This is a genomic window from Mesorhizobium hawassense (genome assembly GCF_003289945.1).
Taxonomy (GTDB): Bacteria; Pseudomonadota; Alphaproteobacteria; order Rhizobiales; family Rhizobiaceae; genus Mesorhizobium; species Mesorhizobium hawassense.
Map to the genome: position 1 here is coordinate 165,175 of NZ_QMBP01000014.1, position 12,568 is coordinate 177,742.

At 63.2% G+C, this 12,568-nt stretch carries 15 protein-coding genes, 1 tRNA gene and 1 pseudogene; all 17 read right to left on the reverse strand.

Annotation, left to right across the window (positions count from 1 at the left end; genetic code table 11):
* Positions 1 to 7: 7 nt before the first annotated feature.
* The gene (gene bioB / locus DPM33_RS25595; RefSeq protein ID WP_112100172.1) at positions 8 to 1,006 is read right to left on the reverse strand and encodes a biotin synthase BioB; all 999 of its coding nucleotides are present in this window, start codon (positions 1,004 to 1,006) and stop codon (positions 8 to 10) included.
* Between the two features lie 133 nt (positions 1,007 to 1,139).
* The gene (gene nadC / locus DPM33_RS25600; RefSeq protein WP_112100173.1) at positions 1,140 to 1,988 is read right to left on the reverse strand and encodes a carboxylating nicotinate-nucleotide diphosphorylase; all 849 of its coding nucleotides are present in this window, start codon (positions 1,986 to 1,988) and stop codon (positions 1,140 to 1,142) included.
* A gap of 2 nt (positions 1,989 to 1,990) precedes the next feature.
* Complete coding sequence (locus DPM33_RS25605) at positions 1,991 to 3,544, reverse strand: L-aspartate oxidase (protein WP_112100174.1); 1,554 nt, start codon at positions 3,542 to 3,544, stop codon at positions 1,991 to 1,993.
* Positions 3,541 to 4,515, reverse strand: a complete 975-nt coding sequence (gene nadA, locus DPM33_RS25610; RefSeq protein ID WP_112100175.1) for a quinolinate synthase NadA — start codon at positions 4,513 to 4,515, stop codon at positions 3,541 to 3,543. The genes DPM33_RS25605 and nadA overlap by 4 nt, the downstream gene beginning before the upstream one ends.
* 66 nt (positions 4,516 to 4,581) lie before the next feature.
* Entirely contained in the window at positions 4,582 to 5,550 is a 969-nt protein-coding gene (locus DPM33_RS25615; protein WP_112100176.1) for an NUDIX hydrolase, read from the reverse strand.
* Positions 5,551 to 5,992: 442 nt separating this feature from the next.
* Entirely contained in the window at positions 5,993 to 6,208 is a 216-nt protein-coding gene (locus DPM33_RS25620; RefSeq protein ID WP_112100177.1) for a helix-turn-helix transcriptional regulator, read from the reverse strand.
* A gap of 183 nt (positions 6,209 to 6,391) precedes the next feature.
* Positions 6,392 to 6,751, reverse strand: coding sequence for a type II toxin-antitoxin system PemK/MazF family toxin (locus DPM33_RS25625; RefSeq protein WP_112100178.1), 360 nt, complete (start codon positions 6,749 to 6,751; stop codon positions 6,392 to 6,394).
* A complete protein-coding gene (locus DPM33_RS25630) occupies positions 6,748 to 6,969 on the reverse strand; it encodes an antitoxin MazE family protein (RefSeq protein ID WP_112100179.1) in 222 nt (73 codons plus the stop codon). The genes DPM33_RS25625 and DPM33_RS25630 overlap by 4 nt, the downstream gene beginning before the upstream one ends.
* 671 nt (positions 6,970 to 7,640) lie before the next feature.
* Positions 7,641 to 7,913 (reverse strand): annotated as a pseudogene (locus tag DPM33_RS25635) (IS110 family transposase); the annotation flags it as partial.
* A gap of 85 nt (positions 7,914 to 7,998) precedes the next feature.
* Positions 7,999 to 8,328 carry a hypothetical protein gene (locus DPM33_RS25640; protein WP_112100180.1) on the reverse strand — a complete coding sequence of 110 codons (330 nt, stop codon included), beginning with the start codon at positions 8,326 to 8,328 and terminating at the stop codon, positions 7,999 to 8,001.
* A gap of 344 nt (positions 8,329 to 8,672) precedes the next feature.
* A complete protein-coding gene (locus DPM33_RS25645; protein ID WP_112100181.1) occupies positions 8,673 to 9,860 on the reverse strand; it encodes a tyrosine-type recombinase/integrase in 1,188 nt (395 codons plus the stop codon).
* 171 nt (positions 9,861 to 10,031) lie between these two features.
* Positions 10,032 to 10,107 (reverse strand) — tRNA-Phe (locus DPM33_RS25650).
* Between the two features lie 245 nt (positions 10,108 to 10,352).
* Entirely contained in the window at positions 10,353 to 10,574 is a 222-nt protein-coding gene (yacG, locus tag DPM33_RS25655; RefSeq protein ID WP_112100182.1) for a DNA gyrase inhibitor YacG, read from the reverse strand.
* Positions 10,571 to 11,197 carry a Maf-like protein gene (locus DPM33_RS25660; RefSeq protein ID WP_112100183.1) on the reverse strand — a complete coding sequence of 209 codons (627 nt, stop codon included), beginning with the start codon at positions 11,195 to 11,197 and terminating at the stop codon, positions 10,571 to 10,573. Before DPM33_RS25660 ends, yacG begins: the two co-directional genes overlap by 4 nt.
* 28 nt (positions 11,198 to 11,225) lie before the next feature.
* Positions 11,226 to 11,444 carry a translation initiation factor IF-1 gene (infA, locus tag DPM33_RS25665; RefSeq protein ID WP_006200926.1) on the reverse strand — a complete coding sequence of 73 codons (219 nt, stop codon included), beginning with the start codon at positions 11,442 to 11,444 and terminating at the stop codon, positions 11,226 to 11,228.
* An 88-nt stretch (positions 11,445 to 11,532) separates the two neighbouring features.
* A complete protein-coding gene (locus DPM33_RS25670) occupies positions 11,533 to 11,982 on the reverse strand; it encodes an arsenate-mycothiol transferase ArsC (RefSeq protein ID WP_281004814.1) in 450 nt (149 codons plus the stop codon).
* A 100-nt stretch (positions 11,983 to 12,082) separates the two neighbouring features.
* Positions 12,083 to 12,568, reverse strand: coding sequence for a UPF0262 family protein (locus tag DPM33_RS25675; protein ID WP_112100184.1), 486 nt, complete (start codon positions 12,566 to 12,568; stop codon positions 12,083 to 12,085).

The window sequence follows — 12,568 nt, forward strand, 5'->3', positions numbered from 1 at the left end:
CGCCCATTCACTGGGCGTCGCGCTCCATCGGCTTGATGCCCAGCCGGCGAAACAGCGCGCTGTCCTTGTCTTCTCCGGGGTTCCCGGCGGTCAGCAAAGTGTCGCCGACGAAGATCGAGTTGGCGCCGGCGAAGAAGCACAGCGCCTGCATCTCGTCGCTCATCGCCGTGCGGCCGGCCGAAAGCCGCACATGCGATTTCGGCATCATGATGCGGGCCAGCGCGATGGTGCGCACGAATTCGATCGGTTCGATGGGGTCGGCCTCGCTGAGTGGCGTGCCTTCGATCGGGATCAGCATGTTGATCGGCACGCTGTCGGGCGGCTCCGGCAGGTTGGCTAAAGTCACCAGCATGTCGATGCGGTCGACCTTCTCCTCGCCCATCCCGACGATGCCGCCGCAGCAGACCTTCATGCCGCTGTCGCGGACGTTGGCCAGCGTATCCAGCCGCTCAGTGAAGGTCCGGGTCGAGATGACCTCTGAGTAGTAGCGCTCGGAGGTATCGATGTTGTGGTTGTAATAGTCGAGGCCAGCCTGCTTGAGGCGCTGTGCCTGGCCGAGGTCGAGCATGCCGAGCGTCATGCAGGTCTCCATGCCGAGCGCCTTCACGCCTTCGACCATGGCGACCACGGCTTCCATGTCGCGCTCCTTGGGGTTGCGCCAGGCGGCGCCCATGCAATAGCGCGTGGCGCCCGCGTCGCGCGCCTTCGTCGCCTCGGCGATGACGCGTTTGACTTCCATCAGCTTCGAGGCCTTGAGGCCGGACTGGTGATGCGAGGACTGGCTGCAATAGCCGCAATCCTCGGGGCAGCCACCGGTCTTGATCGAGAGCAGGCGCGACAGTTGCACCCGATTGGGATCGAAATTCTCGCGATGAATGGTCTGGGCCCGGAACAGCAGGTCGTTGAAGGGCAGGTCGTAGACAGCCTGCGCCGCTTCACGGTTCCATTGCGGCGAGGCCCCCTGGATCGATCCGGCGTCCGCGTTCAGGTGCAATTCGGCGTTCATGCCACCTCCATCGTCTGGATATCCATTTCGACCAACGAGCATCGAAACCATTGGCCAACCCGACCAGTTTTTGCCGGCTCACGAGCGCCGGTTTCTGTTCAAGGCCGCGCGCGCCGGTCAAGGGCATGTTTCGCTACCGGCAATCCAGTCCAATATCAAGGATCGGCGCGCTATGCGTGACCCAGCCGACTGAAATCAGGTCGACGCCCGTCGCGGCAATCGCACGCGCCGTCTGAGCTGTCACCCGGCCCGACGCCTCGGTAATCGCGCGGCCGCCGACCATTGCCACCGCCTCTGTCAGTTGCTCGACGGACATGTTGTCCAGCAGTACGACATCGACGTTTGCCGCCAGCGCCATGTCGAGTTGATCGAGCGTATCGACCTCGACCTCGATTTTCACCATGTGGCCTGTCGCCGCCCGCGCGCGCTCTATTGCCGTGCGGATACCGCCTGCGATCGCGATGTGATTGTCCTTGATGAGCACGGCGTCGTCGAGGCCGAAGCGATGATTGGCGCCACCACCGGCGCGCACGGCATATTTCTCCAGGGCGCGCAGGCCAGGTGTGGTCTTTCGCGTGCAGACGATCTTGGCCCTATAATCCCGCACGGCTTCGACGACCGTGGCGGTTTGCGTCGCGATGCCGCTGAGATGGCAGAGGAAATTGAGCGCCGTCCGCTCGGCGGTCAGCAGCGCGCGCGCAGGTCCGCACACCGTCGCGACGACATCGTCGCCCGAGACAGCGGAGCCATCAGCATTGTCCACCGTGATCCCTGTTCGTGGATCGATCAGTTCGAAGGCGAGGGCAGCGACATCGAGGCCGGCGATCACGCCCGGCTGTCTTGCCGCGAGCACCATCGTCGCGGTTGCATCCGCCGGAACGAACGCGTCGGTGGTAAGGTCGCCGGCGCGCCCCAGATCCTCGAGCAGGGCGGCGCGCACCAGCGGCTCGACCATCACGCGCGGCAGTGGCGTCGGCATCATGATCAAGCCCTCCTGACGGGCAGCGCTTCGGCGGCAAATGCAGTGTCTGAGAAGGCCGTTGCGGCCTTGATGGTCTCGTCCAGCGTCAGCCGCAGCGATTGAGACCGGCCATCTCGTCGCGGAAAATCGGCGCGGAAATGCGAGCCTCGGCTCTCCTCGCGACGCAGGGCCGCGATCGTCAGCGTCAGCGCGACCAGTGCAGGGTCGGCGCCGGCATCATGGCCGGAGGCAATCGAAACCAGGCTCTTTGCCGCTTTGCACAGCATCTCGCCGTCGCGTTCGATACCGAGCGCGCGCGAAACAATTGGACGGATGCGCGAGGCATCCGGACGCGGCGGCACGATCGCGGGCTTCAGCCGTCTGGATCTGAACGGCGGCGCGGCGGTAACGCTGGTCGCTACCCATGCGGCCGACACAATGGCTTCAAGCAGCGAGTTGCTGGCTAGCCGGTTGGCGCCGTGCAGCCCGGTGCGGGCGACTTCGCCGCAGGCCCACAGGCCGCGCAGCGAACTGCGGCCCTCTGCATCCACAGCCACGCCGCCCATGTGATAGTGCGCCGCCGGACGGACGGGGATCGGCTCCACGGCAGGATCGATGCCAGCCGCGCGGCAAAGCAAAGCAATCGCCGGGAAGCGCCCGGCAAACCTCGATCCGAGACACCGCCGCGCGTCGAGGAACACGCGGTGCCCCGAGACATGCTGACGCCAGACCGCCCGTGCCACGACATCGCGCGGCGCGAGTTCGCCGCCCGGTGTATCGGCGAGAAAGCGATCGCCGCGCTCGTCGACAAGCACCGCGCCTTCACCGCGCACCGCTTCGCTTATCAGCGGCATCGGGCGTAGCGACCCGTCGAGCGCGGTCGGGTGGAACTGGACGAATTCGAGATCGCTGAGGTCGGCGCCCGCACGCGCGGCAAGCGCCAGACCCTGGCCGAACGAACCGAGCGGGTTCGTCGTATGATCGAAAAGGCCCCCGATGCCGCCGGTCGCCAGCACCACGCGGTTCGTCGAAAGCGTCATCGCCTCGCCGTTGCCGACGGCCAGCACGCCGGCGATTTCGCCGTCCTCGACGAGCAGGCGTCGGACTTCGACGCCCTCCAGAACCGTGATCGAAGACGTCTGTCGTACCGCGGCCGTAAGTACGCGGACCATTTCGCGGCCGGTGCCGTCACCGCCTGCATGCACGATCCGGCGTCGCGAATGCGCGGCTTCCAGCCCGAGCAGCAGCGTGCCGTCTGGCGCATGGTCGAAGGCGACGCCCAGCCGCTCCAGATGTTCGATCGCCCGGGACGCGGCCTCGACGACGCGGCGCGTTGCGATGTCGTCGCAAAGCCCGTCGCCGGCCGCGAGCGTGTCGGCAAGATGCAGGTCCGGGCTGTCGTCGCTGCCGAGGCTCGCTGCAATCCCGCCCTGCGCGAGCGTGCTGGAGGTTTCGTCTCCCAAAGTGGCCTTGGAGATGAGGACCACCGGTTCCGGGGCGAGATGGAGCGCCGTCATTAGCCCCGCAATGCCGCCGCCGATGATGACCGGCCGGCCGTGGAGGTCGTTTATGGTCATATGGCGAGCATCCGCTCCACGGCCCGGCGCGCCCGATCCGCGACGCCAGGATCGATGGTCACGATGTGGCGGCTCTCCTCGAGTGCCGCGCGGATGTTGGCGAGCGTGATGCGCTTCATGTGCGGGCAGAGATTGCATGGGCGCACGAACTCGACTTCGGGATGCTCGACGGCGACGTTGTCGCTCATCGAGCACTCGGTCATCAGCACGACGCGTGCCGGCTTGTGCCGTCCGACATAGTCGGACATCGCCGCCGTCGGGCCGGCGAAATCCGCTTCGGCGACGACCTCCGGCGGGCACTCGGGATGGGCAAGCACCGTGACGCCCGGATGCGCCTCGCGCAGTTCGCGTATGTCGGCGGGGCTGAAGCGCTCATGCACCTCGCAATGCCCCTTCCAGGCGATGATCTCGACCTTTGTCTGCGCCGCAATGTTCTTGGCCAGATATTCGTCGGGCAGCATGATCACCCGTGGCACGCCGAGCGATTCCACGATTGCCAGCGCATTGCCCGACGTGCAGCAGATGTCGGATTCTGCCTTCACGGCTGCGGAGGTGTTGACGTAGGTCACGATCGGAACGCCGGGATAGCGCTGCCGCATCAGCCGCACATCCGAGGCCGTGATCGAGTCGGCCAGCGAACAGCCGGCGCCGAGGTCCGGAATGAGCACGCTCTTGCCGGGGTTGAGTAGCTTGGCTGTCTCAGCCATGAAATGCACGCCGGCGAGCACGATGACATCCGCATCGACCGTCATCGCCTTGCGGGCGAGCGCCAGGCTGTCGCCAACGATGTCGGCCACGCAATGGAAGATCTCCGGCGTCTGGTAATTATGCGCCAGGATGACGGCGTTGCGTTCGCGCTTCAGCGCCAGGATGGCTTCGATGTCGTCGGTGAAAACAGGCCATTCGATCGGCGGGATGACCCGTCGAACACGGTCATAGAGCGATGCGGCGGTAGGCAGCGAAACGGACATCGGCGCTTCAATTATGCTCCAAGTGAGTATAATAGAGATATATACTTACTTTGAGAATAAGGGATGTCAAGCCCGCGATAGTGGCAATTTCGTCCCCGCGGCAACCCGCTCGTCCAGGACGGCATGGCGGAAGCGAAACAGCTTCGCCGGCCGTCCGACGGTATCGGCGGTCGTCTCACCTGTCTCCTCGACCAGATCCTGCTGCTCGACGAGGCGCCGGAAGTTCGGCTTGTGGAGCAGCCGTCCGGAGAGCGCTTCCACGGTGCGCTGCAACTTAAGCAGGGTGAAGACGGGTGGCATCAGCTCGAACACCACGGGCCGGTATTTGATCTTCGAGCGCAGCCGCGCGATCCCCGTCGCCAGTATGCGGCGATGGTCGGCGATCATCGAGGTTCCGGATATCAGGATAGAGCCGCCTTGCTCCGACGCGCGCGTCGCCTCTTCGACGAGGGCTGCCTCGTAGAGGAGTTCGTAGCGCTGCAGGACGAGTTCCTCGTTCCAGTCGCGGCCGTCGAAGCCAAAGGCGATTGCTGCCCGCTGCAGGCGTTCGCGCCTCTCAACGTCTTGGCCAGCTCCGTTCGCCCAGGCCAGCAGGCGCGGTTGCAGAATGCCCGAAATAAGCGAGGGGGCGCCAGAACGGTGGTCTTCCCAGGGGAAGTAATCGTACCAGCTCCGCCAGGCGCGCTTGGCTGAGCCTGCGGCATGCTCCGCGCGCGTCAGAGCAAGATAGCTGATCGAAATCACCCGCTGTTGGCGCTCTTCGCCGATCCGGTCGCGGTCGGCAAACGTGTAGAGCTGCTCGATGTAGCCAAGCTGATGGCCGGTCTGCTGTTCCACCCAGGTCCTCAGGCCGAACTGAAGGGAACGATGCCCAAGCTCGAACGGACCAGAGGGCAGGGCGTTGGCCGGCCCGACGGTGAGAACGCTCGGTGCGTGATCGGTCACAGCCACCACGACCGCGATCAGGTCCACGTTCGCATCGTGGGCCTTGCCTGAGGGCGCTTCTTTTCCGCCTGCTGCTGCTTGGCCTTTCATTGTGCCCCGGGCTGTTCAGCCGACCCGGTCTGGGAGGCTGAATCAGATCGCGCGAAGTTGGACTGCGCTTATTCACCCGTCAATGTTTCAGGACGAAGCGAGGCCATGCCATCAACACCTCGCCCCGTTGGTAAAATCTGCCGAACCGCGGCGAAATTCGCTCAAATGCACTTTCCGTGCCGAAAAGATAAGCAAATTCAGCTATTTACGGCGACCGAAGCGTACGAGCTTCGGCGAAAGGAAATCTCGGGAGAAGAGAGGATGGTGCCAGAGGCGGATTCGAAATTTTGGCGTATTGGATTGAATTTATTGATAAATCTTCAGTGCGAGAAACCACTGATACCCGCAAAATTACCCAACCAAAAATATTGCCGCCGGGTTCGATTCCATTTTCCACAGGAAATTGGATTGCATGATACTATCGCCCCGCAACCTCGGGGCCTTATCGGACTTCATCCTCTTCTCGCCTCGGTCTCCACGACACGGGATCTTCGATCCAGCGATTGATGTCGGATTCCCGCCACCCTGCGCCGTGGACGCTAATCTTGATCTGGGCGGGGAACGAGCCTTCTGCGATCTTGCGATAGATGGTGGAGCGAGAGAGACCGCTGCGGGCGAGGACGATTCCCAGGCGGATGATACGGTCTGGTTGTTGCATAGCCGTCTTGCCTCTTGTTGGTTACTCCTGATCCAGACAGACTAAGGATTTCTGGTCGTGCAAGAGGTATTCAACTGGCGTCGCACAGTGGCGTAGGAGCGTCGGAAAATAGGCGGAACTCTTGCTCGGCCCATGTGCCGCTGTTTGCAGTCCTTTTGCCTGACCGGAGCGCGGTTCGCCTTCTCAGGGCGCCTCCCCCCTTCCAATTCGGGGAGAAGCCGCCATGCCGAGAAACACGGTCATGGCTCGATTGAGCCGCAACATGTCCTCGTCATCAAGCCGTCCGATCTGCATCCCCATCTTCGCCTTCGGAACGGAGGTGATTTTGTCCACCATCAGTCGGCAGGTCGCGCGCAGGCCATTGCGCTCGCTCGGGTCCACGACCAGACGGAACAAGGGGGCCTCGGTCGTGTCGGTCGTAAAGACGCAGATCGTGATCGAGTCGGTTGCATCGAAGCTGTCATCCTGGACGATGACGGCGGGATGCGGCTTGCCCGCATAGTCCTTAGCGCCTGAGACCGTCCAGACCTCGCCGCGCCTCATTCGTTCCAATCCGACACAGCGTCGATGAAGTCCTGATCCTCGCGAGCGTGAGCACTGGAGGCGACTGCCTGCGACTGGCGATGTGCCTGTGCCCGGAAAGAGGAAGAACGGACGTCCGGCACCCAAATCTGGATCGGCCGCAGCCCTTGCGCGCGCAGCCGCTCGCGATGCTCGCGCACCTTCACGCGGACCGCCTTCGGCTTCGGTGCTGTGGTCATATCGGCCTGCGTATCAATAGTTACATGTAACCTATCACGCGACTCTCTCCGCAGCCAGAATTTTCTCGCAAGCCCGAGCCTTGCGAACGGTGTGGCCAAGCCGAGTACGCAAGTCGCTCACCTGTCATGCCTGGATCCTACAATGTGGAAAACAGGACGCAGGTACAAACCCTTAGGCGTTCGACGCACATTGCGCCGAACGGCGGCAATGTGCGCATGGCACCAGAAAAGCCGACAAAATCAACCGACCGACCGACGCGCAATGTGCGCGCTTTTATCTAGCCATCCTAGTCTGTGGTGCCTTGGGAGACTTCGCCGATATCGAAATTACTCCTCAATATTGCGATAATGCACGATTCTATTCTCCAGGCTACGATTCCACCGTTTGGCGTCAGGTTCCGATGTGCCGTGCAGTCTTCCGCGCTTTGCTTGGGGGTGTTGTGGCTGCACGAAGGCAGCGCTCGAGCGGTCGCGGCGCACTTTTCCGTCGGACTGACAGAGCATCATCAAAGGCAGTCGAGCGTGGTCCGGCCGTCCGTCGATCGGCGCGGCAGCAGGCAGGGTAACGTGCGTTCCGTCGTTCCTCATCCATCCGCCGGAGCGGATCTCCTTAGCTTAGACGGCGCCGGTCAGAGTGCCGGTGCCATGCGTTTTAACTGTCGGTCATCTGCTCATTGATGCGCTCCCAGAAGCTTGCGGGCCTTGCCATGCGCGCCGCCCAGCGTCCGCTTGGCTTCCCGCCGGATCGCCGACGTAGAACGCCCCGTCGGTCCAGATCGCGTGCATGATCACGGCAGCTTGCGCGCTACCGCGACGCAGGCCTCGCGGTGACAGGAAGCGCTTGGCGATCGCCTGGCCCCAACTCTTGACGTTGTCGGAGCCCTTGAAGCGCGCCATCAGATCCGACGCGGCCTCGTAGAGCGCGCTCGCACGTCGGCGCCGCCCTGCACATGCATCGTCTCAGGGGCTGCGCCACCCCTTCACGGGGAGAGCTTCAGAGAGGCGGCGGATGCCGCCTCTCTTCTCGACTTAACCGCGGTCCGGATCCTTGAGCTCCCGGATCACCGCTTTGAGCTCATAGTCGCCAATCTTGGTGCGGCGCTGCGCGACCAGGATGCTGACGGCCGTCTCATTCGCCTCGATCGCCCGGACCGCGTCCTCCATGTCGTCATACGGCCCGAGGTTTTCGATGGGGATGACGTCGCCGTTCTCGTCGTAGCCGCCGTGGAGATACATCGGCTCCCGCGTCAGGCGCGAAAGCGCCCACTCCGCCTCGTGGATGAGTCGGAAGGCCTGCTTGCGTTGCCGCCAGTATTCTGCGCTGCCGCCGTCGATGGTGACGATGTCGCGATGTGTCATGGAAGTCTCCTTTCGATCTCTGACGGAAGGAGCCCGCACCGGCGCATCGAGGGGTCAAGGATCGCGTTAGCGACCGCTACGCGGCGAGCGGGGGAGCCGATTTTGTCGGCGGGCGCGCTTCAGCGTCCGGTGGCAAAATTGGGGGGACCGCTCGTCCTTGACGCCGGAGAGGCGGTGCCACAATGGGCAGTCAGAGAGAGATAGCTCACGGCCCCGACCGGGGCCGTGTCCGTATCCGGCGACCAGCCGGTCCTGCGCCCTCCCACTGCATCCCTCGTTCAAGGGAGGGCTATAGCGTAGACATAGTTCTCGTCATCACCTGTCAAGGCGGCCGCAGAATTTGTCTAACCGCCTGCCTTTACTGCGTCTAGCAAATCGCCCCACTCCTGCATCAGAGTCACTCGCTGCTCCCAATAGGTGGCGCGGTTGTAGGTCCGCCGGATTGCGTTCTTGTCCTGGTGCGCCAGCACCGCCTCAATTACATCTGGATCGCAGTTGTTGGCGTTGAGGATGGTGCTGGCGGTCACCCGGAAGCCGTGGGCTGTCACTTCGTCCTTGCCGTAACCCATGCGCCGCAGGGCGGAATTCATAGAGTTCTCGGAAAGCGGACGCTTGGTCGACCGGATCGAAGGAAAGACCAGGCTGCCGTGTTCGGAAAGCGGCCAGACCTCTCCCAAGACCCGGAGCGCCTGTTTGGATAGCGGCACATCGTGCGGAGCACGCATCTTCATGCGCTTGGCTGGGATGTGCCAGACAGCCTCCTCTCGGTTGAACTCGTCGCGGGTCGCTCCCCGCACCTCCCCGGGACGGACACACGTAAGAGCCAGGAACTGGAGCGCGGCTTTGAGGGTCGGCCAACCGTCGTACTCATCGATCGCGACGAGGAGCTGGCCGAATTTCTTCGCATCGGTGATCGCAGCACGGCCGTTGGCTTTCGGCGGCTGGAGGGCGCCTTGGAGGGCCAAGGTGGGGTTGGTCTCGGCCCGGAGGGTGACAATCGCCAACCGAAAGACACTGCCGATCACGCCGCGCAAACGTCGCGCCGTTTCCCGTCGGCCGCTCTTCTCGATCTTCTGGAGGAGTTGGAGAATTTCGGCTGCGGTGACCTCTTTGATGGGACGCTTGGCGAGCGGGCTGGCCAGGTCTTCGAGTAGCCACTTGGTTTTGGTGACGGTGGCCGTCGCGGCGTCCCGTTCCTTCATCCGTGTGACGTATTCCTCGGCAATCAGGCCGAAAGTGGTGCGCGCTTCTGTGAGAGCCGTGACCTTCTCCTCCTTGCGTTTGGTGGAGGGGTTGATACCGGCGGCCAGCAATCTTTTGGCATTGTCCCGCCTCTCTCTCGCGTCGAGAAGCGACACCAGCGGATATTTGCCAAAGGATAGGATGTTTTCCTTCTCCAGATAGCGATAACGCAGCTGCCAGAGCTTCGAGCCGCCTTTTTGGACGAGTAGATAGAGCCCGTCGCCATCAGCAAGGCGATACGGCTTGTCTTTGGGCTGCGCGTTTTTGCAGGCTAAATCGGAGAGCGACATGGGTAACGGGCCTCCCGGGTAATGGGTAATACCCGGATCGTTACCCACAAACTGATGCGTTGCAACGGTACACGGCGGGTCGCCATGAGCAGGCTGGACCAGTCAAGTATTTGATTTATCTAGATATGTGGAGCGCTATGAGAAGTGGTGGGAAGTCCTGGGAAAGGCAAATGGTGCCCAGAGGCGGATTCGAACCACCGACACGCGGATTTTCAGTCCGCTGCTCTACCAACTGAGCTATCTGGGCCTGTGCCGGCTAACGGGGTCCGCCCGCCGGATTTCAGGGAAGCGCCAAGTGGCGCCCCTTGAAAGCGCGTGGGTTATAGCACGGGAATCTTGGCTGTCCAGCGCCTAAGGGGCGATTTTCCGGGGCAATTGTCGCAGGCACATGACAGGACGCAAGCGACGTCGGCAAAGGAGCAATCTCGTTGCCGGCAAAGCCGGGATCTGATTACCCGCCAGCACCTCGGAACGGCGGCTTGTCGCCAGCGCTCACCCCTCGTCCTTAGGCGAGGGTCCCGGCCTCGGGCTGTCGTCTTCGTCCTCCTCGCCGTCGCGGCCGGGAATGACATAGGCGCCCTTCAGCCAGCGATTGAGGTCGATGTCCTTGCAGCGCGTCGAGCAGAACGGGTAGTGCTCGCGCGCCGAGGGCTTGCCGCATTCGGGGCAGGGCCGCTTTGGCCGAAGCGGCGTCACCTTGTCGTCCAGGCTCATGAGCGCGCAGCGTGCCAGTTCTGGTGCGCTTTGAACCCTTCGCCCGAAAGCAGCGCGACACTTTCATAGAGCGGCAGACCGACGACGTTGGTGTAGGAGCCGACCAGCTTGACGACGAACGAGCCGGCTAGGCCCTGTACGGCATAGCCGCCGGCCTTGCCGCGCCATTCGCCCGAGGCGACATAAGCGTCGATCTCCTCGCGCGGCAGCCGCTTGAAACGAACCCTGGTCTCCACCAGCCGCTGACGCAGCTTGCCGCCCGGCGTGATCAGGCAGATGCCGGAATAGACCCGGTGCGAGCGGCCGGAAAGCAGGCCGAGGCAATTGATGGCGTCGTCGATCGTCTCCGCCTTGGGCAGAATGCGCCGCCCGACCGCCACCACCGTGTCGGCGGCGAGGATGAAGGCGGGCGCGTAATCGTCCTCGCTCTTCAGCGAGGCAAGCGCCTTCTCGGCCTTGTCCTTGGACAGGCGCTTGGCCAGCGAGCGCGGATGCTCGGCGCGCAACGGTGTCTCATCGACGTCGGCTGGCAGCACCCGGTCCGGCTCGATGCCGGCCTGCTGAAGCAATTCGATGCGGCGCGGCGAACCAGAGGCAAGCACCAGCTTCTGCAAAAGGCTCATCGCGCTTCCCGGTCGAAACCTGGCGGTCTTACTTGAAACGGTAGGTGATGCGGCCCTTGGTCAGGTCGTAAGGCGTCATCTCGACCAGGACCTTGTCGCCGGTCAGCACGCGGATGCGGTTCTTGCGCATGCGGCCGGCCGTGTGGGCGATGATTTCGTGTTCGTTTTCGAGCTTCACGCGGAACATCGCATTGGGCAGCAGTTCGGTGACCACACCTGGAAACTCGAGGACTTCTTCCTTCGGCATTCGATACCTTTGCTTGGATGGGCGTTCCGGCAATCCGGCCGGAATTTGCGGCGGAACCTATATGATAATCGTCCGCTTGTGAACACGCTTAATCCGTGGCGTTTTTTGCCTCTGGAAGCAGGAAACGTCGGCTTATGCGCGCCTTCAGCCGCTCGCGCACGTCGCGATAGGCAGCCAAGATGTGCTCGCGGGTGCCGCCGGTGTCGGTCGGGTCGGGCATCGGCCAATATTCGACCTCGACGGCGAGCGAGCGGGTGAGCTCGAGCGCTGTATGATGCGCCTCCGGCGCCAGCGTGACGATCAGGTCGAAATAATCGTCTTCCAGCTCTTCCAGCGCCCTTGGCTGGCGTTCGCCGAGCGACAGGCTTTCCTCGGCCAGCACGGCATCGACGAACGGGTCGCGCTCGCCGGCGCGCACGCCGGCCGAGGCGACGAAAGAGGTGGCGGGCAGCATGCGGCGCGCCAGCTGCTCCGCGATCGGCGAGCGCACGGCGTTCATGCCGCACAGGAACAGGATCGAATGCGGCAGGGCGGCCACTAGAGCATGATCCCAAAAAGTGGGAACCGGTTTTTGGGAAAGATCATGCTCCAACAGAGAGCTGGACCAGGATGGTGTTTCAACGAAACATCATCCTGATCTAACCCCGCCAGTGCAGCACGCAGACCAGCGTGAACAGCCGGCGCGCCGTGTCGAAGTCGATCTCGATCTTGCCGGCGAGCCGGTCCATCAGCGTCTGCGAGCCCTCATTGTGCAGGCCGCGTCGGCCCATGTCGATCGCCTCGATATGACTGGGCGTCGAGGAGCGGATGGCCTCGTAGTAGCTTTCGCAGATGAGATAGTAGTCCTTGACGATGCGCCTCAGCGGCGTCAGCGACAGGATGTGGGTGACCACGTCGGCGCCATCCTCGCGGCTGACGGCGAAGACCAGGCGCGACTCTGCCAGCGACAGCTTGAGCTTGTAGGGGCCCGCGCCGTCGTCGCTGACCGGCCGAAAGCTGTTCTCCTCGATGAGGTCGAAGATGGCCACCGCCCGCTCGTGCTCGACGTCGGGCGTCGAACGTCCGATCGTCTCGTCGAGCTCGACGTCGATCAGCCTGTTGCGGGTTTGGTGGTGGCCGGACAT

Coding starts and splice junctions, on each gene's coding strand:
- DPM33_RS25645 (WP_112100181.1), bottom strand. CDS start 9,860: ATGTCGCTCTCCGATTTAGCCTGCAAAAACGCGCAGCCCAAAGACAAG.
- yacG (WP_112100182.1), bottom strand. CDS start 10,574: ATGAGCCTGGACGACAAGGTGACGCCGCTTCGGCCAAAGCGGCCCTGC.
- nadA (WP_112100175.1), bottom strand. CDS start 4,515: ATGTCCGTTTCGCTGCCTACCGCCGCATCGCTCTATGACCGTGTTCGA.
- infA (WP_006200926.1), bottom strand. CDS start 11,444: ATGCCGAAGGAAGAAGTCCTCGAGTTTCCAGGTGTGGTCACCGAACTG.
- DPM33_RS25660 (WP_112100183.1), bottom strand. CDS start 11,197: ATGAGCCTTTTGCAGAAGCTGGTGCTTGCCTCTGGTTCGCCGCGCCGC.
- bioB (WP_112100172.1), bottom strand. CDS start 1,006: ATGAACGCCGAATTGCACCTGAACGCGGACGCCGGATCGATCCAGGGG.
- DPM33_RS25605 (WP_112100174.1), bottom strand. CDS start 3,544: ATGACCATAAACGACCTCCACGGCCGGCCGGTCATCATCGGCGGCGGC.
- DPM33_RS25625 (WP_112100178.1), bottom strand. CDS start 6,751: ATGAGGCGCGGCGAGGTCTGGACGGTCTCAGGCGCTAAGGACTATGCG.
- DPM33_RS25640 (WP_112100180.1), bottom strand. CDS start 8,328: ATGACACATCGCGACATCGTCACCATCGACGGCGGCAGCGCAGAATAC.
- DPM33_RS25615 (WP_112100176.1), bottom strand. CDS start 5,550: ATGAAAGGCCAAGCAGCAGCAGGCGGAAAAGAAGCGCCCTCAGGCAAG.
- nadC (WP_112100173.1), bottom strand. CDS start 1,988: ATGATGCCGACGCCACTGCCGCGCGTGATGGTCGAGCCGCTGGTGCGC.
- DPM33_RS25620 (WP_112100177.1), bottom strand. CDS start 6,208: ATGCAACAACCAGACCGTATCATCCGCCTGGGAATCGTCCTCGCCCGC.
- DPM33_RS25675 (WP_112100184.1), bottom strand. CDS start 12,568: ATGTCCGGCCACCACCAAACCCGCAACAGGCTGATCGACGTCGAGCTC.
- DPM33_RS25630 (WP_112100179.1), bottom strand. CDS start 6,969: ATGACCACAGCACCGAAGCCGAAGGCGGTCCGCGTGAAGGTGCGCGAG.